The organism is Streptomyces sp. ME19-01-6, assembly GCF_033793745.1.
Classification (GTDB): domain Bacteria; phylum Actinomycetota; class Actinomycetes; order Streptomycetales; family Streptomycetaceae; genus Streptomyces.
Genome location: NZ_JARAXF010000004.1, coordinates 28,000 through 45,674, shown reverse-complemented (window position 1 = coordinate 45,674; position 17,675 = coordinate 28,000). Strand labels below are relative to the sequence as shown.

18 protein-coding genes and 1 tRNA gene are annotated in these 17,675 nt (G+C 70.0%); 7 read left to right on the top strand and 12 right to left on the bottom strand.

The features are described from left to right. Nucleotides 1-49 precede the first annotated feature (49 nt). On the top strand, nt 50-643 hold the full coding sequence (locus tag PV419_RS10155) for a Uma2 family endonuclease (protein ID WP_319687628.1): 594 nt from the start codon (nt 50-52) through the stop codon (nt 641-643). A 97-nt stretch (nt 644-740) separates the two neighbouring features. Here PV419_RS10155 and PV419_RS10150 read toward each other — a convergent pair whose 3' ends face one another. Together PV419_RS10150 and PV419_RS10145 are read right to left on the bottom strand one after the other, a co-directional pair. Further along, nucleotides 741-1,256: an ATP-binding protein gene (locus tag PV419_RS10150; RefSeq protein ID WP_319687627.1), complete on the bottom strand. Its 516-nt coding sequence runs from the start codon at nt 1,254-1,256 to the stop codon at nt 741-743. After that, nucleotides 1,231-1,746 carry a hypothetical protein gene (locus PV419_RS10145; RefSeq protein WP_319687626.1) on the bottom strand — a complete coding sequence of 172 codons (516 nt, stop codon included), beginning with the start codon at nt 1,744-1,746 and terminating at the stop codon, nt 1,231-1,233. The genes PV419_RS10150 and PV419_RS10145 overlap by 26 nt, the downstream gene beginning before the upstream one ends. Before the next feature lie 212 nt (nt 1,747-1,958). On the opposite strand from PV419_RS10145, the gene PV419_RS10140 reads away from it, so the two are divergent. From PV419_RS10140 to PV419_RS10125, 4 genes are all read left to right on the top strand, one after another. After that, entirely contained in the window at nt 1,959-2,831 is an 873-nt protein-coding gene (locus PV419_RS10140) for a helix-turn-helix transcriptional regulator (RefSeq protein ID WP_319687625.1), read from the top strand. Further along, on the top strand, nt 2,828-3,055 hold the full coding sequence (locus PV419_RS10135; RefSeq protein ID WP_319687624.1) for a DUF397 domain-containing protein: 228 nt from the start codon (nt 2,828-2,830) through the stop codon (nt 3,053-3,055). Before PV419_RS10140 ends, PV419_RS10135 begins: the two co-directional genes overlap by 4 nt. A gap of 58 nt (nt 3,056-3,113) precedes the next feature. Next, the gene (locus PV419_RS10130; protein WP_319687623.1) at nt 3,114-3,908 is read left to right on the top strand and encodes an SDR family NAD(P)-dependent oxidoreductase; all 795 of its coding nucleotides are present in this window, start codon (nt 3,114-3,116) and stop codon (nt 3,906-3,908) included. Nucleotides 3,909-4,026: 118 nt separating this feature from the next. Beyond that, on the top strand, nt 4,027-4,908 hold the full coding sequence (locus PV419_RS10125) for a hypothetical protein (RefSeq protein ID WP_319687622.1): 882 nt from the start codon (nt 4,027-4,029) through the stop codon (nt 4,906-4,908). A 19-nt stretch (nt 4,909-4,927) separates the two neighbouring features. On the opposite strand, the gene PV419_RS10120 is transcribed toward PV419_RS10125, so the two are convergent. From PV419_RS10120 to PV419_RS10110, 3 genes are all read right to left on the bottom strand, one after another. Then, nucleotides 4,928-5,386, bottom strand: coding sequence for a hypothetical protein (locus PV419_RS10120; protein ID WP_319687621.1), 459 nt, complete (start codon nt 5,384-5,386; stop codon nt 4,928-4,930). Nucleotides 5,387-5,453: 67 nt separating this feature from the next. Further along, nucleotides 5,454-6,155 (bottom strand): TetR/AcrR family transcriptional regulator, encoded by a 702-nt coding sequence (locus PV419_RS10115; protein WP_319687620.1) that lies wholly within the window; start codon nt 6,153-6,155, stop codon nt 5,454-5,456. Then, nucleotides 6,152-7,132, bottom strand: coding sequence for an acyl-CoA desaturase (locus PV419_RS10110; RefSeq protein ID WP_319687619.1), 981 nt, complete (start codon nt 7,130-7,132; stop codon nt 6,152-6,154). The genes PV419_RS10115 and PV419_RS10110 overlap by 4 nt, the downstream gene beginning before the upstream one ends. Nucleotides 7,133-7,389: 257 nt before the next feature. On the opposite strand from PV419_RS10110, the gene ppc reads away from it, so the two are divergent. Continuing rightward, complete coding sequence (gene ppc / locus PV419_RS10105; RefSeq protein ID WP_319687618.1) at nt 7,390-10,110, top strand: phosphoenolpyruvate carboxylase; 2,721 nt, start codon at nt 7,390-7,392, stop codon at nt 10,108-10,110. A 101-nt stretch (nt 10,111-10,211) separates the two neighbouring features. On the opposite strand, the gene PV419_RS10100 is transcribed toward ppc, so the two are convergent. The 7 genes from PV419_RS10100 to PV419_RS10070 all read right to left on the bottom strand — a co-directional run bounded on the left by PV419_RS10100 (nt 10,212) and on the right by PV419_RS10070 (nt 15,984). Next, the gene (locus PV419_RS10100; RefSeq protein ID WP_319687617.1) at nt 10,212-10,730 is read right to left on the bottom strand and encodes a hypothetical protein; all 519 of its coding nucleotides are present in this window, start codon (nt 10,728-10,730) and stop codon (nt 10,212-10,214) included. Nucleotides 10,731-10,796: 66 nt separating this feature from the next. Next, nucleotides 10,797-11,387 carry an aminoacyl-tRNA hydrolase gene (gene pth, locus PV419_RS10095; RefSeq protein ID WP_319687616.1) on the bottom strand — a complete coding sequence of 197 codons (591 nt, stop codon included), beginning with the start codon at nt 11,385-11,387 and terminating at the stop codon, nt 10,797-10,799. 127 nt (nt 11,388-11,514) lie between these two features. Beyond that, nucleotides 11,515-12,096, bottom strand: a complete 582-nt coding sequence (locus tag PV419_RS10090; RefSeq protein ID WP_319687615.1) for a 50S ribosomal protein L25/general stress protein Ctc — start codon at nt 12,094-12,096, stop codon at nt 11,515-11,517. A 259-nt stretch (nt 12,097-12,355) separates the two neighbouring features. Further along, nucleotides 12,356-13,330, bottom strand: a complete 975-nt coding sequence (locus PV419_RS10085; RefSeq protein WP_319687614.1) for a ribose-phosphate diphosphokinase — start codon at nt 13,328-13,330, stop codon at nt 12,356-12,358. A gap of 71 nt (nt 13,331-13,401) precedes the next feature. Further along, on the bottom strand, nt 13,402-14,877 hold the full coding sequence (gene glmU, locus PV419_RS10080; RefSeq protein WP_319687613.1) for a bifunctional UDP-N-acetylglucosamine diphosphorylase/glucosamine-1-phosphate N-acetyltransferase GlmU: 1,476 nt from the start codon (nt 14,875-14,877) through the stop codon (nt 13,402-13,404). 111 nt (nt 14,878-14,988) lie between these two features. Continuing rightward, nucleotides 14,989-15,061 (bottom strand) — tRNA-Gln (locus PV419_RS10075). 11 nt (nt 15,062-15,072) lie between these two features. Further along, the gene (locus PV419_RS10070) at nt 15,073-15,984 is read right to left on the bottom strand and encodes a hypothetical protein (RefSeq protein WP_319687612.1); all 912 of its coding nucleotides are present in this window, start codon (nt 15,982-15,984) and stop codon (nt 15,073-15,075) included. Nucleotides 15,985-16,139: 155 nt separating this feature from the next. On the opposite strand from PV419_RS10070, the gene PV419_RS10065 reads away from it, so the two are divergent. Next, nucleotides 16,140-17,660 carry a sensor histidine kinase gene (locus PV419_RS10065; protein WP_319687611.1) on the top strand — a complete coding sequence of 507 codons (1,521 nt, stop codon included), beginning with the start codon at nt 16,140-16,142 and terminating at the stop codon, nt 17,658-17,660. The last annotated feature ends 15 nt before the right edge of the window (nt 17,661-17,675 follow it).

Genomic DNA, 17,675 nt, shown 5'->3' with positions numbered 1-17,675 from the left:
GTAGCGTCGCGGTGGCGCCCATGCCGACGACCCGGGGGGAGAGGTTGCGATGGGTAAGAGTTCATCCCAGGCCACACTGGACGACTTTATGTGGCAAGCGTGGAAGGCCATGCGGCCCCTTGACGGTTTGCGCGCCGAGATCATCGAGGAGGCGATCGAGGTATCTCCTCCGCCTCGTCGTCGTCATGGCGTGATCGCGAACCGTCTCCGTCAAGCCGCGGGCGCCCATCTTGCGGATGGCGGTCACGCTGTCTATCAGGGACTCAGAGTCATCCATCGCCGCAAGGTGTGGATCCCGCATCTGGTCATCGCCCCACATGACCTGGACGAGATCCCCGACGAGGAGGATTCCGGAGTTGACGCGAGCGGCGTCGCGGCCGTCTTCGAGGTGGTCTCGCCAGGCCATGAAGCCCAGTCGCGCGACCGGAAGCGCACGCGCCGGGCGTACGCCCGGGCGGGCATCCCGCGGTACGTCATCGTCGACGACTTCGACGGCGACGGGACGGTCACCGTCCTGACCTCCCCCAACCCCGGAGAGGCCGGCTACGCCGACGAGCACCGCGTCCCGTACGGGACCGGCGCGGTCGTCCCCGACGGCCCGGCCAAGGGCTTCGTCATCGGCGACGCGATCGTCAGGCCCTGACGGCGGGCCGTCGGCCCAAGGCCAGTGACTTTGCGGTGAGTATGGGACAGCGACACGCCGTGGTGTCGGCGTGTCGCTGTCCTATACTCACCACAAATCAGGAAGTCACCGGCACTGCCGCTTGACCGACGCCACCCCGGTCCGATTCAGCGGTGGCGTGCGCCGGAAGACGCGTTCCGCCGACCTTCGCCCATACGGTCAGTCCGTGCCGGGTGTGGCACTGTCCCCAGTGTTCGGCCACCGCCGCGACGATCAGCAAGCCTCGGCAATGCTCGCTGTCCTGGCCTGGACAGCACCCGGCAGCGATCCCGTCCACGCCTTCGTCGGTCACGGCAATGATGGTCGACTGCCGCGCCAAGGCCAGTGTGACCGTGATGCTGCGGCTTTTCGTATGCTCCAGCGCGTTGGCGGCGAGCTCACCGACCACGGCCTCCAGCGCTTCGGCGACCTCCTCCAGCAGGTTCCAGACGTGAGCCGTTCCCCGTACGTGCCGGCGGGCCACACCGGCGGACGCCAGATCGCAGCCCGGCAACGTCAGCAGGCTCAGCCCATCCGGGCTGGCACCGCCAAGGGCGGTGCTGATCGCCTCAAGAGACGCGACGTACTGGTCCACGACCGACCTCCTCCGTGCGGCGGTCCGCGAGCCACGCTCGGGCAAGACGCGTGAGGGTCGCGGCGATTGCCTCGCACAGCTCATCGCCGTCAGTGGTCAGCACGTCGGCCGCGTTCGGCTGCACGATCCAACGACGGCCGCAGGCGGCGCGTACACCGGTGCGCAGGTTTGCGCCGGGCGACGGCCAGCGCATCACGCCGGAAGCGACGCAGCGGGTGCCTGTCAGGGGCGGCCAGCTCGCGGAGCAGCCCGCCGGCACGAGGAATTCGGCCGTTGCCCGCAGCGGCACTTCCAGTACGAGACCAAGGGGCGTGCCCCGGGCCCGCAGCCGGTGCAGGACTGCCGTCCCGATCGTCCGGGTCACACGAGCCACGTCCCAGGTCCGGCCGATCGGTACCTCGGCGGCCCGCCCGGCCTGCCAAGCCGACCGGACATGGGTGAGCCGGGCCCCGGTGGCGATGGCCAGTTCGGTGGGTGTGTGCGGTGTCATGGGCGGCTCCTCAGCAGTTCGACTCGTGCCTGCAACGCCTTGCGAAAAGCCTGCCATTGGATTCCAATAACTGGCCTCTATCCCAGTGGAGTTCATCAATGTGGGCGACTGGCCACCTGGATCGTCAGTCCGGTGTCAACCGGCGCCATACGATCGGCGCATTGGACGGTCAGTCGACGGCGACTTGGCTGACTCGAAGGAGGGTGCGGCGGATGACTGCCACGATGACGGGGCCAGCCGGGCGCATGCAGATCGCCCGGGGATTGATCTCCTTGCGAGAGCGTTGCGGCCTGACGCAAACCCAAGTCGCGGAGCGCGCGGGCGTGAGCAAAGCGACAGTGAGTCGGTACGAGGCTTGGCAGGACCGCGCCCGCATTCGCTGGGCCACGGTCAAGGCGCTGGCCGATGCCTGCGATGCGTCGGCGGATGAACGAGACGCGCTGGTGAAGGTGGCCAGGTCGCAATCCGAAGGTTGGTGGGTCGGCAATAGCGCGGTGCCAGAGTGGATGGATCCCCTGGTCTCCTTCGAGCAAGAGGCCGCGTACGAGCACGTGTACGCGAACAACGTCGTCCCCGGCCTCCTTCAGACTCGCGCTTACGCCACCGCGATCCACAAGGCGACCGAGCTGCGAACCCCCAGCGAGAAGGTCGAGCGCTTGGTTGAAGCCCGTATGCAGCGTCAGGGCATCCTCGACCGGGGCGCGGCCCTGCACTTGTGGGTGATCTTGGATGAAGCCGTACTCCGGCGCATCGTGGGCGACGACACGGTGATGGCTGGGCAGCTGGACCACCTCTACGAGATGGCGCATCGCCCCAACATCGACATTCAGCTTCTCCCGTTCACTGCCGGAGCCCACGCGGCGGGGTCCGGTCACTTCGTCATCCTCGGCCGGGACGACGAACGAAGCCCGCTCAACTCCATGGCCGTTGTCTACATCGAGATGCGGCGTAAGGGCCTGTACCTCGATGACGCCGACGCCGTGTCTTCCTATAAGTTGTCGTTCGATTACCTTCGTTCGCAGGCAGTCGATGCGACAGCCTCTCTGCGGCTGCTGGGAACACTGCGACAGGAGTTCTCTTCATGAGAGATCGCATATCTTCCACTACCGGAATAATGGGCTCGGCCTGGTTCAAAAGCAGCTACAGCGGTCCAGAGGGCAACGAGTGCGTCGAGGTGGCAGACCTACGCGCCCACGTCGGGGTTCGCGACTCCAAGAACGCGGACGGTCCCGTGCTGGCCTTCTCCGCCGACGCCTTCGCGTTGTTCGTCGACGAGGTGAAGGCGGGCCGCTGGGGCCTTCCTGCCTGAGCAGCCGTCTCACTCACGGGTGTGCCACGTGTCAGAGGCGGTGACTAGCCTGCTGGCCATGGACCTTGGGCTCGCAGGACGACGCGCGCTGGTGACGGCAAGCAGTGGAGGCATCGGCGCGACTGTGGCACGGACGCTGGTCGGCGAAGGGTGCGCCGTGCTGGTGCACGGCCGCGACTCGGAGCGCACGAGTGAGGTCGCGCGGGAATTGCGCGCCGCCGGTGGGACGGTCGAGGTCGCGCTGGGCGACCTCACCGACGACGAGGCCGCCGGGAAGGTGGCCGAACAGGCTCGGGCATGGGGCGTGGACGTGCTGGTCAACAACGCCGGTCCGTTCGCCGAACACGACTGGGAGACCGCGGAGCCGGGAGCCTGGCTGGAGGCGGTGAACGGCAACGTGCTCTCCGCGGTGCGGATGATCCGGGCCCTCGTGCCGCCCATGCGCGAGCGCGGCTGGGGGCGGGTCATCAACGTGGGCAGCCGGGCGGCGACGACTCCGTTGCCGAACATGGTCGAGTACTCGGCGGTGAAGGCGGCGGTGGTCAACATGACCACCAGCCTGGCCCGGCACCTCGCCGGGTCCGGGATCACCGCGAACACCGTGAGCCCCGGAGTGATCGTCACCGACGGAATGCGGCGGATGTTCGAGGAGGGGGCGGCCGAGCGGGGCTGGCCGCAACAGTGGTCGGAGTTGGAGTCGCGTGTGGTGGCCGAGTACGCGCCGAACCCGACGGGGCGACTGGGCACCGCAGAGGACATCGCGGCGGCGGTCGCCTTCTTGGCCGGCCCGCCGGCCGGCTACATCAACGGGATCGACCTGCGCGTCGACGGGGGGATCACAGCGGTGCCGTGAAGACAAGGTCACATGCCAGGCACGCTTTGCCGCAGCGCTCCCCTGGAGCCGCGTGTCGTGAGACCGTGGATGCGCTGAACAACCGAATGGTGGGCCAAGGTTTCCACGGGGGAGAGCCATGGACGGCGCGTCGGGCGGGGCTGGGTCGGGAGCGAACGCGGGGAGCAGTGAGGAGCAGCGGCAGCGGGGCGTGTGGATACTGGTCGCCGCCGCTCTCGCCTTCGCCGTCCTGGTGCTGCCGCAGGTCGTCGAGGACGACGACAAGACCTCGTTCGCGGGCAGCTCCCTCCCGTCCAGCGGATCCTCGCGCCTGCCGGCGCTCCCCAGCGGGATACCCAGTGGTGTGCCCAGTGGCCTGCCGAGCGGTCTGCCCACCTCGTCGGTGCCCAGCTATGGCTCCGGGGGCGGCGGACAGCAGACGGGCGGCGGCAGCGGGGGAGGGGGCGGCTCGGTGGAGACCCAGCAGCCCGCCACGCCCTCCGTGGCGCCGGACCCCACCGCGGAGGCGTACCGGGCGGTGAGCCCCGGCGACTGCCTCGCGGTGTACGACACCGGATACGACGACTACAACACCCAGGTCCCCGCCCGGGTCGGCTGCAGTGCCTACAACGCCTATATGTGGGTGAGCGCCGTGCGGTCGAGCGGCAGCGGCTGCCCTCAGGGGCCGGGCCGCAACTACATGTCGTACACGTCCCGCGGGCAGACCATCGCCCTGTGCCTGACCCGCCAGTTCAAGGTGGGCTACTGCCTGCTGGCCAAGCAGTCGGGCAGCGGGCAGTCGGCGCAGATGCGGGCCGGTCTGATGACCGGGGTGGACTGCGACGCGAAGCGGGTCCCGGCCCAGTACAACCAGATCCTGCACATCACCGGCGTCTACAAGGCCCCGGCGAACGCTTCCGCGTCGAACTGCGCCCGGGTCCAGGGCGACCGTACGTACTACTGGTCGTGGCTGGTCAACGGCGGCCGGACGCTGCTGTGCACCATGGTGTACCGGGGCTGAGGTGTCCCCGGGGCTGGACTCAGCGGGTCGCCACGTTCACCAGGCCCCCGCTCAGCGCCAACAGCAGGATGATGCCGACCCCCGGAGCGGCCAGGTACGGCATGAGGGCCACCGTGGCCAGTAGGCAGTACCCGGCGGTCACCCAGGACAGGACCTGCTGGGCCTCTTCCGGGCCGTGCCGGTTGAGGCGGACGACCAGGGCCATGACGACGGCCGCCCACAGGGCGGCGCGCGGCTGGCCGAAGGAGACGTTGTCGTACAGGTCCACGGCGGGCTTGTACCAGTCCGTCTCGGCCAGCTCGGCCGCGAACTTGATCATGTCTTTCAGATAGGTGTGCGAGGCGAGCGACGTCGCGTCCTTCAGATCGGCCCGCACCCACTCCGAGATCACCAGCATCATCAGGCCCAGCGCATGACAGACGCCCGGCCCGGCGCCGACCGCCTTCTTGCGCGCCTCGGACCGCTCCCCCGTGACCATGTTTCGTCCCCTCCCCGTGGCTCACATCATCCAACGGGAGAGGAGGCGCGGACCAGCCCTCGGGCGGTCAGGACTTGCGGTGGCCTATCAGCCGGGGCTTGGGCTCCAGGCCGTCCAGGCCGTGCCAGGCCAGATTCACCAGATGGGCCGCCACCTCGGCCTTCTTCGGCCGGCGCACGTCAAGCCACCACTGGCCGGTGAGCGCGACCATGCCCACCAGCGCCTGCGCGTACAGCGGGGCGAGCTTCGGGTCGAAGCCGCGGGCCTTGAACTCCAGGCCGAGGATGTCCTCGACCTGGGTGGCGATATCGCTGATCAGCGAGGCGAAGGTGCCCGTCGACTGGGCGACGGGGGAGTCGCGCACCAGGATCCGGAAGCCGTCCGTGTACGCGTCGATGTAGTCGAGCAGGGCGAAGGCCGCCTGCTCCAGGAGCTCACGGGGGTGGCCCGCGGTCAGCGCGCCGGTCACCATGTCGAGCAGCCGGCGCATCTCGCGGTCCACCACCACCGCGTACAGCCCTTCCTTGCCGCCGAAGTGCTCGTAGACCACGGGCTTGGAGACCCCGGCCTTGGCCGCGATCTCCTCCACCGACGTGCCTTCGAAGCCGCGCTCGGCGAAGAGCGCGCGACCGATGTCCAGCAATTGCTCCCGGCGCTCCTTGCCGGTCATCCGCACCCGGCGGGTACGCCGGGCCGCGGATCCGGCGGCGCGGGCCGCCCGGTCCTTGTTACCGCTGGTATTACTATCGGTCGCCACGCCCCCTATCATGCCGCTTCGGCGGTTTCCTCTTTACGGCGGGCGTCGATACGGGCCTCATTGGGCCAGCGCACGTCATAGGCCCAACCCGCCTTCTCGAACCAGCGGATGATCCGGGCGCTGGAGTCCAGCTGCCCCTTCATCACGCCATGGCGGGCGGAGGTCGGATCGGCGTGGTGCAGGTTGTGCCAGGACTCACCGCAGGAGAGCACCGCCAGCCACCACACATTGCCGGACCGGTCGCGCGATTTGAAGGGGCGCTTGCCGACCGCGTGGCAGATCGAGTTGATCGACCAGGTGACGTGGTGCAGCAGGGCGACCCGGACGAGCGATCCCCAGAAGAACGCGGTCGCGGCGCCCTGCCAGGACCAGGTCACCAGGCCGCCGATCAGCGCGGGCAGCGCCAGCGAGACCACCGTCCACACCACGAACTGCCGGGAGATGCGGCGGATCGCGTCGTCCTTGATCAGGTCGGGCGCGTACTTGTACTGCGGGGTCTGCTCCTCGTCGAACATCCAGCCGATGTGCGCCCACCACAGGCCCTTCATCAGCGCCGGGACGCTCTCCCCGTACCGCCACGGGGAGTGCGGGTCGCCCTCGGCGTCGGAGAACTTGTGGTGCTTGCGGTGGTCGGCCACCCAGCGCACCAGCGGCCCCTCCACCGCCAGCGACCCGGCGATCGCCAGCGCGATCCGCAGCGGCCGTTTGGCCTTGAAGGAGCCGTGGGTGAAGTAGCGGTGGAAGCCGATGGTGATGCCGTGGCAGCCGATGTAGTAGAAGGCGACCATCAGGGTCAGGTCCAGCCAGCTGACGCCCCACCCCCAGGCCAGCGGGATGGCGGCGGCCAGGGCGAGGAAGGGGACGGTGATGAACAGAAGCAGGGTGATCTGTTCGATGGAGCGCTTGCTGTCCCCGCCGAGCGTGGCGGAGGGAAGTGGGTGCTCCTGGGCCTTCGGCGCGTCGTCGATCACGTCGGGGCTTGCAGTCATGGGATCCCTCGTGGGGCTCGGGGGTACGGCTACGGGACCGTAACCTACGGCGACGTAAGTATGGCAGGGCCCCGAAGCGGGGCAATAGGGCTGTGGATTCCCCCGAGGGCGCGCCGCCTATCCTGGTGGCGTCGGACAGCGCGGTCCGCACCCTGCCGACAGCACGGGGGTCCCGGGGCCGGTGGCACCGGCAGCCACGGCATTTCGGCCCCGTCGTACCCGACCAGTGCCCCGAACACTGCAAGGAGCCCGCACCTGTGAGCAGTGCCGACAACACCAACGCCGCCCTGCGCGCCGATATCCGCCGTCTGGGTGACCTTCTCGGCGAAACCCTGGTCCGACAGGAGGGCCCCGACCTCCTCGACCTCGTCGAGCGCGTCCGTGCCCTCACCCGCAGTGACGGCGAAGCCGCCGCGGAGCTGCTCGGCGCCACCGACCTGGAGACGGCCGCCAAGCTCGTACGCGCCTTCTCCACGTACTTCCACCTGGCGAACATCACCGAACAGGTCCACCGCGGCCGCGAGCTGCGCGCCAAGCGCGCCGCCGAAGGCGGGCTGCTGTCCCGCACCGCCGACCAGCTCAAGGACGCCGACCCCGAGCACCTGCGGGAGGCCGTCCGCCACCTCAACGTCCGCCCCGTCTTCACCGCCCACCCCACCGAGGCCGCCCGCCGCACCGTCCTGAACAAGCTGCGCCGGATCGCCGAACTGCTCGACACCCTCGCCGTCGGCGGCGACAAGCGCCGCACCGACCTGCGCCTGGCCGAGAACATCGACCTGCTCTGGCAGACCGACGAACTGCGCGTCGCCCGCCCGGAGCCCGCCGACGAGGCGCGCAACGCGATCTACTACCTGGACGAACTGCACGCGGGCGCCGTCGGCGACGTCCTGGAAGACCTGTCCGCCGAGCTGGAGCGCGTCGGCGCCCCGCTGCCCCCCACCACCCGTCCCCTCACCTTCGGCACCTGGATCGGCGGCGACCGCGACGGCAACCCCAACGTCACCCCCCAGGTGACCTGGGACGTGCTGATCCTCCAGCACGAGCACGGCATCACCGACGCCCTCGAGGTCGTCGACGACCTGCGCGCCGCCCTCTCCAGCTCCATCCGCAACTCCGACGCCTCCGAAGAGCTCCTCGACTCCCTCCAGCGCGATCTGGAACTCCTCCCCGAGATCAGCCCCCGCTACAAGCGGCTGAACGCCGAAGAGCCCTACCGCCTCAAGGCCACCTGCGTCCGGCAGAAGCTCCTCAACACCCGCACCCGCCTCGCCGGCGGCACCCCCCACCAGCCAGGACGCGACTACCTCGGCACCGCCGAGCTCCTCGCCGACCTGCACCTCATCCAGGAGTCGCTGCGCGACCACCGCGGCCAGTTGATCGCCGACGGCCGCATGGAACGCGCCATCCGCACCCTCGCCGCCTTCGGGCTGCAGCTGGCCACCATGGACGTACGCGAACACGCCGACGCCCACCACCACGCCCTCGGCCAGCTCTTCGACCGCCTCGGCGAGGAATCCTGGCGGTACGCCGACATGCCCCGCGACTACCGCCGCAAGCTGCTCGCCAAGGAACTCCGCTCCCGCCGCCCCCTCGCGCCCACCCCGGCGCCGCTGGACGCCGCGGGCGCCAAGACCCTCGGCGTCTTCCACACCATCCGCGAGGCCTTCGAACGGTTCGGCTCCGAGGTCGTCGAGTCGTACATCATCTCCATGTGCCAGGGCTCCGACGACGTCTTCGCCGCCGCGGTCCTCGCCCGCGAGGCCGGCCTGATCGACCTGCACGCCGGCTGGGCGAAGATCGGCATCGTGCCGCTGCTGGAGACCACCGAAGAGCTCAAGATCGCCGACGAGCTCCTCGACGACATGCTCTCCGACCCCTCCTACCGGCGGCTGGTCGCCCTGCGCGGCGACGTCCAGGAGGTCATGCTCGGCTACTCCGACTCCTCCAAGTTCGGCGGCATCACCACCTCCCAGTGGGAGATCCACCGCGCCCAGCGGCTGCTCCGCGACGTCGCCCACCGGCACGGCGTACGGCTGCGCCTCTTCCACGGCCGCGGCGGCACCGTCGGCCGCGGCGGCGGCCCCACCCACGACGCGATCCTCGCCCAGCCCTGGGGCACCCTGGAAGGCGAGATCAAGGTCACCGAACAGGGCGAGGTCATCTCCGACAAGTACCTCGTCCCCTCCCTCGCCCGGGAGAACCTGGAGCTGACCGTCGCCGCCACCCTCCAGGCATCCGCCCTCCACACCGCCCCCCGCCAGTCCGACGAGGCGCTGGCCCGCTGGGACGCGACCATGGACACCGTCTCGGACGCCGCCCACCGCGCCTACCGCGCGCTGGTCGAGGACCCCGACCTGCCCGCGTACTTCTTCGCCTCCACCCCCGTCGACCAGCTCGCCGAGCTCCACCTCGGCTCCCGCCCCTCCCGGCGCCCCGACTCCGGCGCCGGCCTGGACGGGCTGCGGGCCATCCCCTGGGTCTTCGGCTGGACCCAGTCCCGGCAGATCGTGCCCGGCTGGTTCGGCGTCGGCTCCGGCCTCAAGGCCGCCCGCGAGGCGGGCCTGGACGTGGCCCTCGGCGAGATGCGCCAGCACTGGCACTTCTTCCAGAACTTCCTGTCCAACGTGGAGATGACGCTCGCCAAGACCGATCTGCGGATCGCCCGGCACTACGTCGACACGCTGGTGCCGGATGAGCTGAAGCACGTCTTCGACACCATCGAGGCCGAGCACGAGCTCACCGTACGGGAGGTGCTGCGGATCACCGGCGAGCCCGAGCTGCTCGACTCGAACCCGGTGCTGAAGCAGACCTTCCACGTCCGCGACGCCTACCTCGACCCGATCTCCTACCTCCAGGTCTCGCTCCTCCACCGCCAGCGCACCGCCCACGAGCGCGGCGAAGCCCCCGACCCGCTCCTCGCCCGCGCCCTCCTCCTGACGGTCAACGGCGTCGCGGCGGGCCTCCGCAACACGGGCTGACCCGCGGCTCGCGCCCGACGTGAAACCGCGTCCGGGCCGCTCCCGCGGAGCGGCCCGGACGCGGTTTTGTCTGTACGGAAGCGCTGCGGAAGCCTTCGGCCTCAGAACGTCAGCGTGGCGAAGGACGCGGCCAGGAGGGCCGCGCCGGTCAGGCCCAGGGCCCAGGCGGTGCGGCGCAGGCGCAGGCCGCCCGCGACCATGAGCGAGGCCAGCAGGAGGGAGCCCGCGAAGGGGACCCAGGCGTGCAGGATGCCGGTCCAGCCGGTCCGTACGGCCTCGTTGGAGCCGGGCTTCAGGGCCACCGACAGGCGCTCGCCCCGGCCGTCGGTGACCGCCTTGTCGATCCGCACCTTCGCGCGGGCACGGCCGGAGCCGTCGACGGGCGCGAAGGCGCCCGTGCACCAGTCGTCGTCGCAGGCGGCGACCGTGACCGTGCCGCGTTCCAGGTTCTTGGTGAACATCGCCGGCTTGGCGGTCGCCCACGAGTACCACACCCCCGCGACGAGGACGAACAGCGCGAGGAGCGCCGTCACCACGTTTCTCGTGAGCAAGAGCAGCCCATACGCGCTCTCGCCCGCCCGCCGCTTACGGCTGCGCTTGATCGTGCCGGTGGAAGACATGGCGGCGATCCTGGCGACATCCGAGCCCGCCGGTCAACCGTCGTCCGACCCCCGCCCGGGCGGGGATCAGGAGTTGTACGTGCCCTGCGCGCGCTCCAGGCCGTCGACGATCAGCGTCTCCACGGCGTCCGCGGCGCGGTCCACGAAATAGTCCAACTCCTTGCGCTCAGCGGCGGAAAAGTCCTTGAGTACGAAGGCCGCGACATCCATCCGGCCGGGCGGCCGGCCGATCCCGAAGCGGACGCGGAAGTAGTCCGGTCCCAGCGACTTGGTGATCGACTTCAGGCCATTGTGGCCATTATCACCCCCGCCGAGTTTCAGCCGCAGCGCGCCGTAGTCGATGTCCAGTTCGTCATGGACCGCGATGACATGCCCGACAGGCACCTTGTAGAAGTCGCGCAGCGCGGTGGTGGGCCCGCCCGAGAGGTTCATGAACGACATCGGCTTGGCGACGATCACCCGGCGGCTCGACGGGCCCGGCGCACCGACGCGCCCCTCGACGACCTGCGCGCGGGACTTGTGCGCCTTGAAGCGGGCGCCCATGCGGTCGGCCAGCAGATCGGCCACCATGAAGCCGACGTTGTGGCGGTTGCCGGCGTACTCGGGCCCGGGGTTGCCGAGGCCCATGACGAGCCAGGGGCTCGCTTCGTCCGTCATCTGGGTGTCTCCTCGAGCTGAAGGACCGGCCGCCGCCCCGTTCCCGGCCCCAGGGGGGCGCGGAGCGGGACGGCGGCCGGAACGGGCAGGGGCGTGTACGCCTCGGCGTCACGCCCCCCGGCGCTACTTACGCCTCGCCCTCGGCCTCGCCCTCGGCGGCCGGGGCCTCGGCCTGGGCGCCGACGACCTGCAGCACGACGGTGTCCTCCTCGACGGCCAGGGTGGTGCCGGCCGGCAGGGTGATGTCCTTGGCCAGGATGGAGTGACCGGCGTCCAGGCCCGCGATGGAGACGGTGACCGACTCCGGGATGTGGGTGGCCTCGGTCTCCACCGGCAGCGCGTTCAGCAGGTGCTCGAGCAGGTTGCTGCCGGGGGCCAGCTCGCCCTCGGTGTGGACGCGCACCTCGACGGTGACCTTCTCGCCGCGCTTCACCAGGAGCAGGTCGACGTGCTTGAGGAAGCCCTTGATGGCGTCGCGCTGGATCGCCTTGGGGATGACGAGCTGCTTCTTGCCGTCGACGTCGAGGCTGAGCAGCACGTTCGGGGTCTTGAGCGCGAGCATCAGGTCGTGGCCCGGCAGGTTGACGTGGACGGGCTCGGTGCCGTGGCCGTACACCACACCCGGGACCAGGCCCTCGCGGCGGGCACGGCGGGCGGCGCCCTTGCCGAACGCGTCACGGGTCTTGGCGGAAAGCTTGACCTCAGCCATGGCTGCACTCCTCGTAGTCGCTGAAATTCAGGATCTGACGGCCGTCACCCGGCCCACGACAGACCATCTCTACGAAGAGCGCGTCGATAACGGACGAGCCGCGTACGTCACCGCACACAGCTTCCCTCGCCGAGCAACCCGGCCATCCTACCGCCCCGGGCCGCATGCTCCCGCACATGGCTGAGGCCACCCCTGGCGGGGTGGCCTCAGACCGGTCGGCGGGTGCTCGGGGCGGCGGCCCCTAAGTCGCCGGTGGCCATCAGTGCTCCTCGAAGAGGCTGGTCACCGAGCCGTCCTCGAAGACCTCCTGGACCGCGCGGGCGATGGTCGGCGCCATCGAAAGCACGGTGACCTTGTCGAGCTCGACCTCGCTCGGGGTGGGCAGGGTGTTGGTGAAGACGAACTCGCTCACCTGCGAGTTCTTCAGCCGGTCCGCGGCCGGGCCGGACAGCACACCGTGGGTGGCCGTCACGATCACGTCCTCCGCGCCATTGGCGAACAGCGCGTCCGCCGCGGCGCAGATGGTGCCGCCGGTGTCGATCATGTCGTCGACCAGGACACACACCCGGCCGCGCACATCACCCACGACCTCGTGGACGGTGACCTGGTTGGCCACGTCCGGGTCGCGGCGCTTGTGCACGATCGCCAGCGGGGCGCCGAGCCGGTCGCACCAGCGGTCGGCGACGCGCACCCGGCCCGCGTCCGGGGAGACCACGGTCAGCTTGGCACGGTCGACCTTGGCGCCCACGTAGTCCGCGAGCACCGGCAGCGCGAAGAGGTGGTCGACCGGGCCGTCGAAGAAGCCCTGGATCTGGTCGGTGTGCAGATCGACCGTGAGGATCCGGTCGGCGCCCGCGGTCTGGAGCATGTCGGCGATGAGCCGGGCCGAGATGGGCTCACGGCCGCGGTGCTTCTTGTCCTGGCGGGCATAGCCGTAGAACGGCACGATCACGGTGATCGAGCGCGCGGAGGCCCGCTTCAGCGCATCAACCATGATCAACTGCTCCATGATCCATTTATTGATCGGAGCCGTGTGGCTCTGGATCAGAAAGCAGTCGGCGCCTCGCGCGGACTCCTGGAAACGGACGTAGATCTCGCCGTTCGCGAAGTCGAATGCCTTGGTCGGGACCAAGCTGACGCCCAGCTCATGGGCGACCTCCTCGGCCAGCTCGGGGTGGGCGCGGCCGGAGAAGAGCATCAGCTTCTTCTCGCCGGTCGTCTTGATCCCGGTCACAGCAAGTCTCCTTGGACGTCACTTTGATGCGCTTATCACGGTACGCCCCGCACGGCGCACCCGTGCACGGGTCATCCCTCGTCCGCGTCCTCCTGACGGGCCGACTCGGCGGCCCTCGCGGCGGCGCTTCCGGGGCGCTTGCGGGCGACCCAACCCTCGATATTCCGCTGCTGGCCGCGTGCGACAGCGAGCGAGCCCGGGGGCACATCCTTGGTGATGACCGAGCCGGCGGCGGTGTAGGCGCCGTCCCCGATCGTGACCGGAGCCACAAGCATGTTGTCCGCTCCGGTGCGGCAGTGGCTGCCGATGGTGGTGTGGTGTTTGTCGACGCCGTCGTAGTTCACGAACACGCTGGCGGCGCCGATGTTGGTGTACTCGCCGATGGTCGCGTCGCCGACGTAGGAGAGATGCGGCACCTTGGTGCCCTCGCCGATCCGGGCGTTCTTCATCTCCACGTACGTGCCCGCCTTGGCCTTGGCGCCGAGCCGGGTACCGGGGCGCAGATACGCGTACGGGCCGACACTCGCGCCCGCGCCGATCTCCGCGCCATCGGCGACGGTGAAGCTCGCGCTCGCGCCCTCGCCGACGGTGGTGTCGGTGAGCCGGGAGTTCGGGCCGACCTCGGCGCGCGCCGCGATGTGGGTGGCGCCGAGCAGCTGGGTGCCGGGGTGCACCAGGGCGTCCGGCTCAAAGGTGACGGTCGCGTCCACCCAGGTCGTGGCCGGGTCGACGACGGTCACTCCGTCGAGCATGGCCCGGGTCAGCAGCCGGTCGTTGAGCAGCCGGCGTGCCTCGGCCAGCTGCACCCGATTGTTGATGCCGACGATCTCGCGGTGGTCGCCCGCCACACAGGCGCCGACCCGGTGCCCGGCCTCGCGCAGGATGCCCAGCACATCGGTGAGGTATTCCTCACCCTGGCTGTTGTCGGTCCGCACCTTGCCCAGGGCGTCGATCAGCAGCCGGGCGTCGAATGCGAAGACCCCCGAGTTGATCTCGCGGATCCCGCGCTGGGCGTCGGTGGCGTCCTTGTGCTCCACGATCGCGGTGACCGCCCCGCTGGCCTCGTCGCGCACGATCCGGCCGTAGCCGGTCGCGTCGGGGACGTCGGCGGTCAGGACGGTCACGGCGTTGCCCTCGACGTCGTGGGTCTCGGCGAGCCGGCCCAGCGTCTCGCCGGTCAGCAGCGGGGTGTCCCCGCAGACGACGACCACGGTGCCGTCCAGGGCGATCCCGCTGTCGGCGCCGCCGGCGCCGTCGGCGAGTTGCTCCAGCCCCATCCGGACGGCGTGCCCGGTCCCGTTCTGTTCGTGCTGTACGGCGGTGCGCACGTCGGCGTCGATCTCCGCGAGATGCGCGGTGACCTGCTCGCGGGCGTGGCCGACCACGACCACGAGGTGCTCGGGGGACAGCTCGCGGGAGGCGGCGACGACGTGCCCGACGAGGGACCGGCCGCAGATCGCATGCAGGACCTTGGGGGTCGCCGACTTCATGCGGGTGCCCTCACCCGCTGCGAGGACGACGACGGCTGCCGGGCGGTTGGCGCTCACGGGTGTGCCCTTCGGGCTCGGCTCGGGTGTGGACAACCGCAGGATACCGAGAGGTTTCGGGGCGGGGACGAGGGTGGGTCCTGATGTGGGCGGTCAGGTTTCGGACTTGAGCTCCCCTGCAAGGATTCGAACCTTGACAAACGACTCCAAAGGTCGCTGTGCTGCCTGATTACACCACAGGGGATGGTGAAGAGGTTAAATCGGACACCTCGTGGGGGCTGCCGACTCAACCCCCACTACTATGCCGTACCACCAGCCTTCGATGCGACGGTACAGGTCTGCTCCGCGGAGGACGCGCACCACAAGGCAGCCGTGGTATGCCTCGCCTACGTTCTTTCGGGCGGTTTTTGGGTTGTGCTTCTTGAGCGACGTCCGTTCGAGGTCGGTGACCTGGACGCCGACTACGTCGGCCCAGTAGTGCTCCGCGTCCGCTGCGTCGGCGGACTCGTGGATCATCACGCGATATTGCAGTCGTTCCGGCTCGACCTTGAGCAGTCTGAGCCATGCGACGTAGAGCCGGATCATGTCAGCGTCGCTGTTGATGAACGTGACCCTTTCCTCGAGGCGGTGGGCCTTGCACTTGGTGCCCTCTGACCAGTAGAGGCCCACCCCGACCAGGAACAGCTCCCGGTCTGTCATTTCGCCGATCTCCTGCGCTGCCGCGAACTTCGTCTGCTGGCGCTCGATCTCGCGGCGTCGCATTGTCGCCTCCCAGCCCCGCTTGGCGATTTTCGACGCCTCCTCCCGTGTGCGTGGTGGCCGCTCCGGCTTGGGTAGGTCCCGTACCCACAGTGAGATCGAACTCTTGGAGCACCCCAGCTCCACTTGGATCTGGTCGTAGGTCATCCCCCGCAGTCGCATCTCGCGGGCCTTTGCCCGTAAGCCGTCCTTTGCGTTCGGCCGCTTCGTCCACTCGGGTGCCGGCTCGCCCTCCAGGAGGCGGTTCAGGATGTCGTTGTTGTGGACCTTCAGGCGGTCACGGATCTGCCTACGGCTCAGGCCCTCCCTCCGTAGGGCGATGGCCTGCTCCCGCAGTTCCTCGAAGGTGATCGACCCGTCGCGCAGGCCGCCCGTCCAGTCGCCGTCGCGGCGTCGTGGTTCGCTCATGACCGCACTCTTGTTCGCCGCACGAACCCGCGTGTCGCAAACATGGACGATTCATTCGTTCGAGTTAAAAGTCGGGCTTTGCGCCCCGTTCGAGGGCGCTTCGCCCTGTCGTGTCCCGGGGTAAACCGCTGGCACCCGGCCGTAGTCTGGTCGGTATGACGGCGACGGGGGACACGGGGGACGTCGAAACAGCGGGTGCGCGGGGCGCGCCCGCTGGGCCGTGGTGGTGGCCGCGGCGGCGGAGCATGGTGCTGGACATCACCCTCGCGGTCATGTCGGCGGTCGAGTGTGCCGCGGAGGGTGTTGCCTTCGCTCATGACGCGCGTATTCCGGTCGCCGTCGGGGTGGCGATGGGGCTGGTGGTCGGCGCCACGCTGGTACTGCGGCGGCGCTGGGCGATCGCCGTGGTGCTCATATCGATCGCGGTGACCCCGGCGGAGATGGGCATACTGCTCAGCATCGTCGGCCTCTACTCCCTGGCCGCCTCGGAGGTGCCGCGCCGGATCACGGCCGTGCTGGCCGGGATGTCGGGCGTGGGCACGCTCATCATCTCGACCATCCGGTTCCAGGAGGACATGCACCGCGGCACCACGGAGCCCACCGTGTGGGTGATTCCGCTGGTCGCGGTGGTGATGTCCCTGGGGGTGACCGCGCCGCCCATCCTGCTCGGGTTGTACGTCAGGGCCAGGCGCCGGCTCGTGGAGAGCCTGCGGGAGCGGGCGGACGGCCTGGAGCGCGAGCTGTCGCTGCTGGCGGACCGGGCGGAGGAGCGGGCCGAGTGGGCCCGTAACGAGGAGCGCACCCGTATCGCGCGGGAGATGCACGACGTGGTGGCCCACCGGGTGAGCCTGATGGTGGTTCATGCGGCGGCCCTGCAGGCGGTCGCCCTCAAGGATCCGGAGAAGGCCGCGAAGAACGCGGCGCTGGTCGGCGACATGGGCCGCCAGGCGCTGACGGAGTTGCGGCAGATGCTCGGCGTGCTGCGCTCCCAGGACGTCGGCCAGCGGGCCCCGGCCCCGGCCTCGGCGGGCGGGCGCGGGGACGGCGGGCCGGTGCCGCTGGCGGCGGTGGCCGCGGCCGCGTCGGCCGCGGCGGAGGCGGCCGGGGTGGCGGGCACGGGCGGTGCGGAGGGCGCGGGCGGTGCGCGTACGGCCGGGGCCGTGGGACCGGCCGGGGTGGCGGACCTCGCGGGCGGGCCGCGGCTGGCGGAACTGGAGACGCTGGTCGGGCAGTCGCGGGCGGCCGGGATGGTCGTGGAGCTGTCGGTGGAGGGGGAGGCGCGCGGCTATGCGCCCCGGGTGGAGCAGACCGCGTACCGCGTGGTGCAGGAGGCCCTGACCAACGTCCACAAGCACGCGCCGGGCGCGAAGGCGCGGGTCCGGCTCGCCCACCGCCCCTCGGAGGTCGCGGTACTGGTGGAGAACGGGCCTTCGGAGCGGGGCGCGGCGGACGCGGGGCTGCCGAGTGGCGGCAATGGCCTGCTGGGGATGAAGGAGCGGGTGACGACGCTCGGGGGCGGTTTTGTGTCGGGGGCCACGGAGTCGGGTGGCTTCCGGGTCTCGGCGGTCATTCCGGACCGTACGGCCGTCGACCGTACGGCCGTCGACCGTACGGCCACGGGGCGCCTGGACCCCCCGCCGGGGGAGCTGGACGCGGAGCGGGCGAAGAGCGCGTAACAGGGCAGGGAGAGA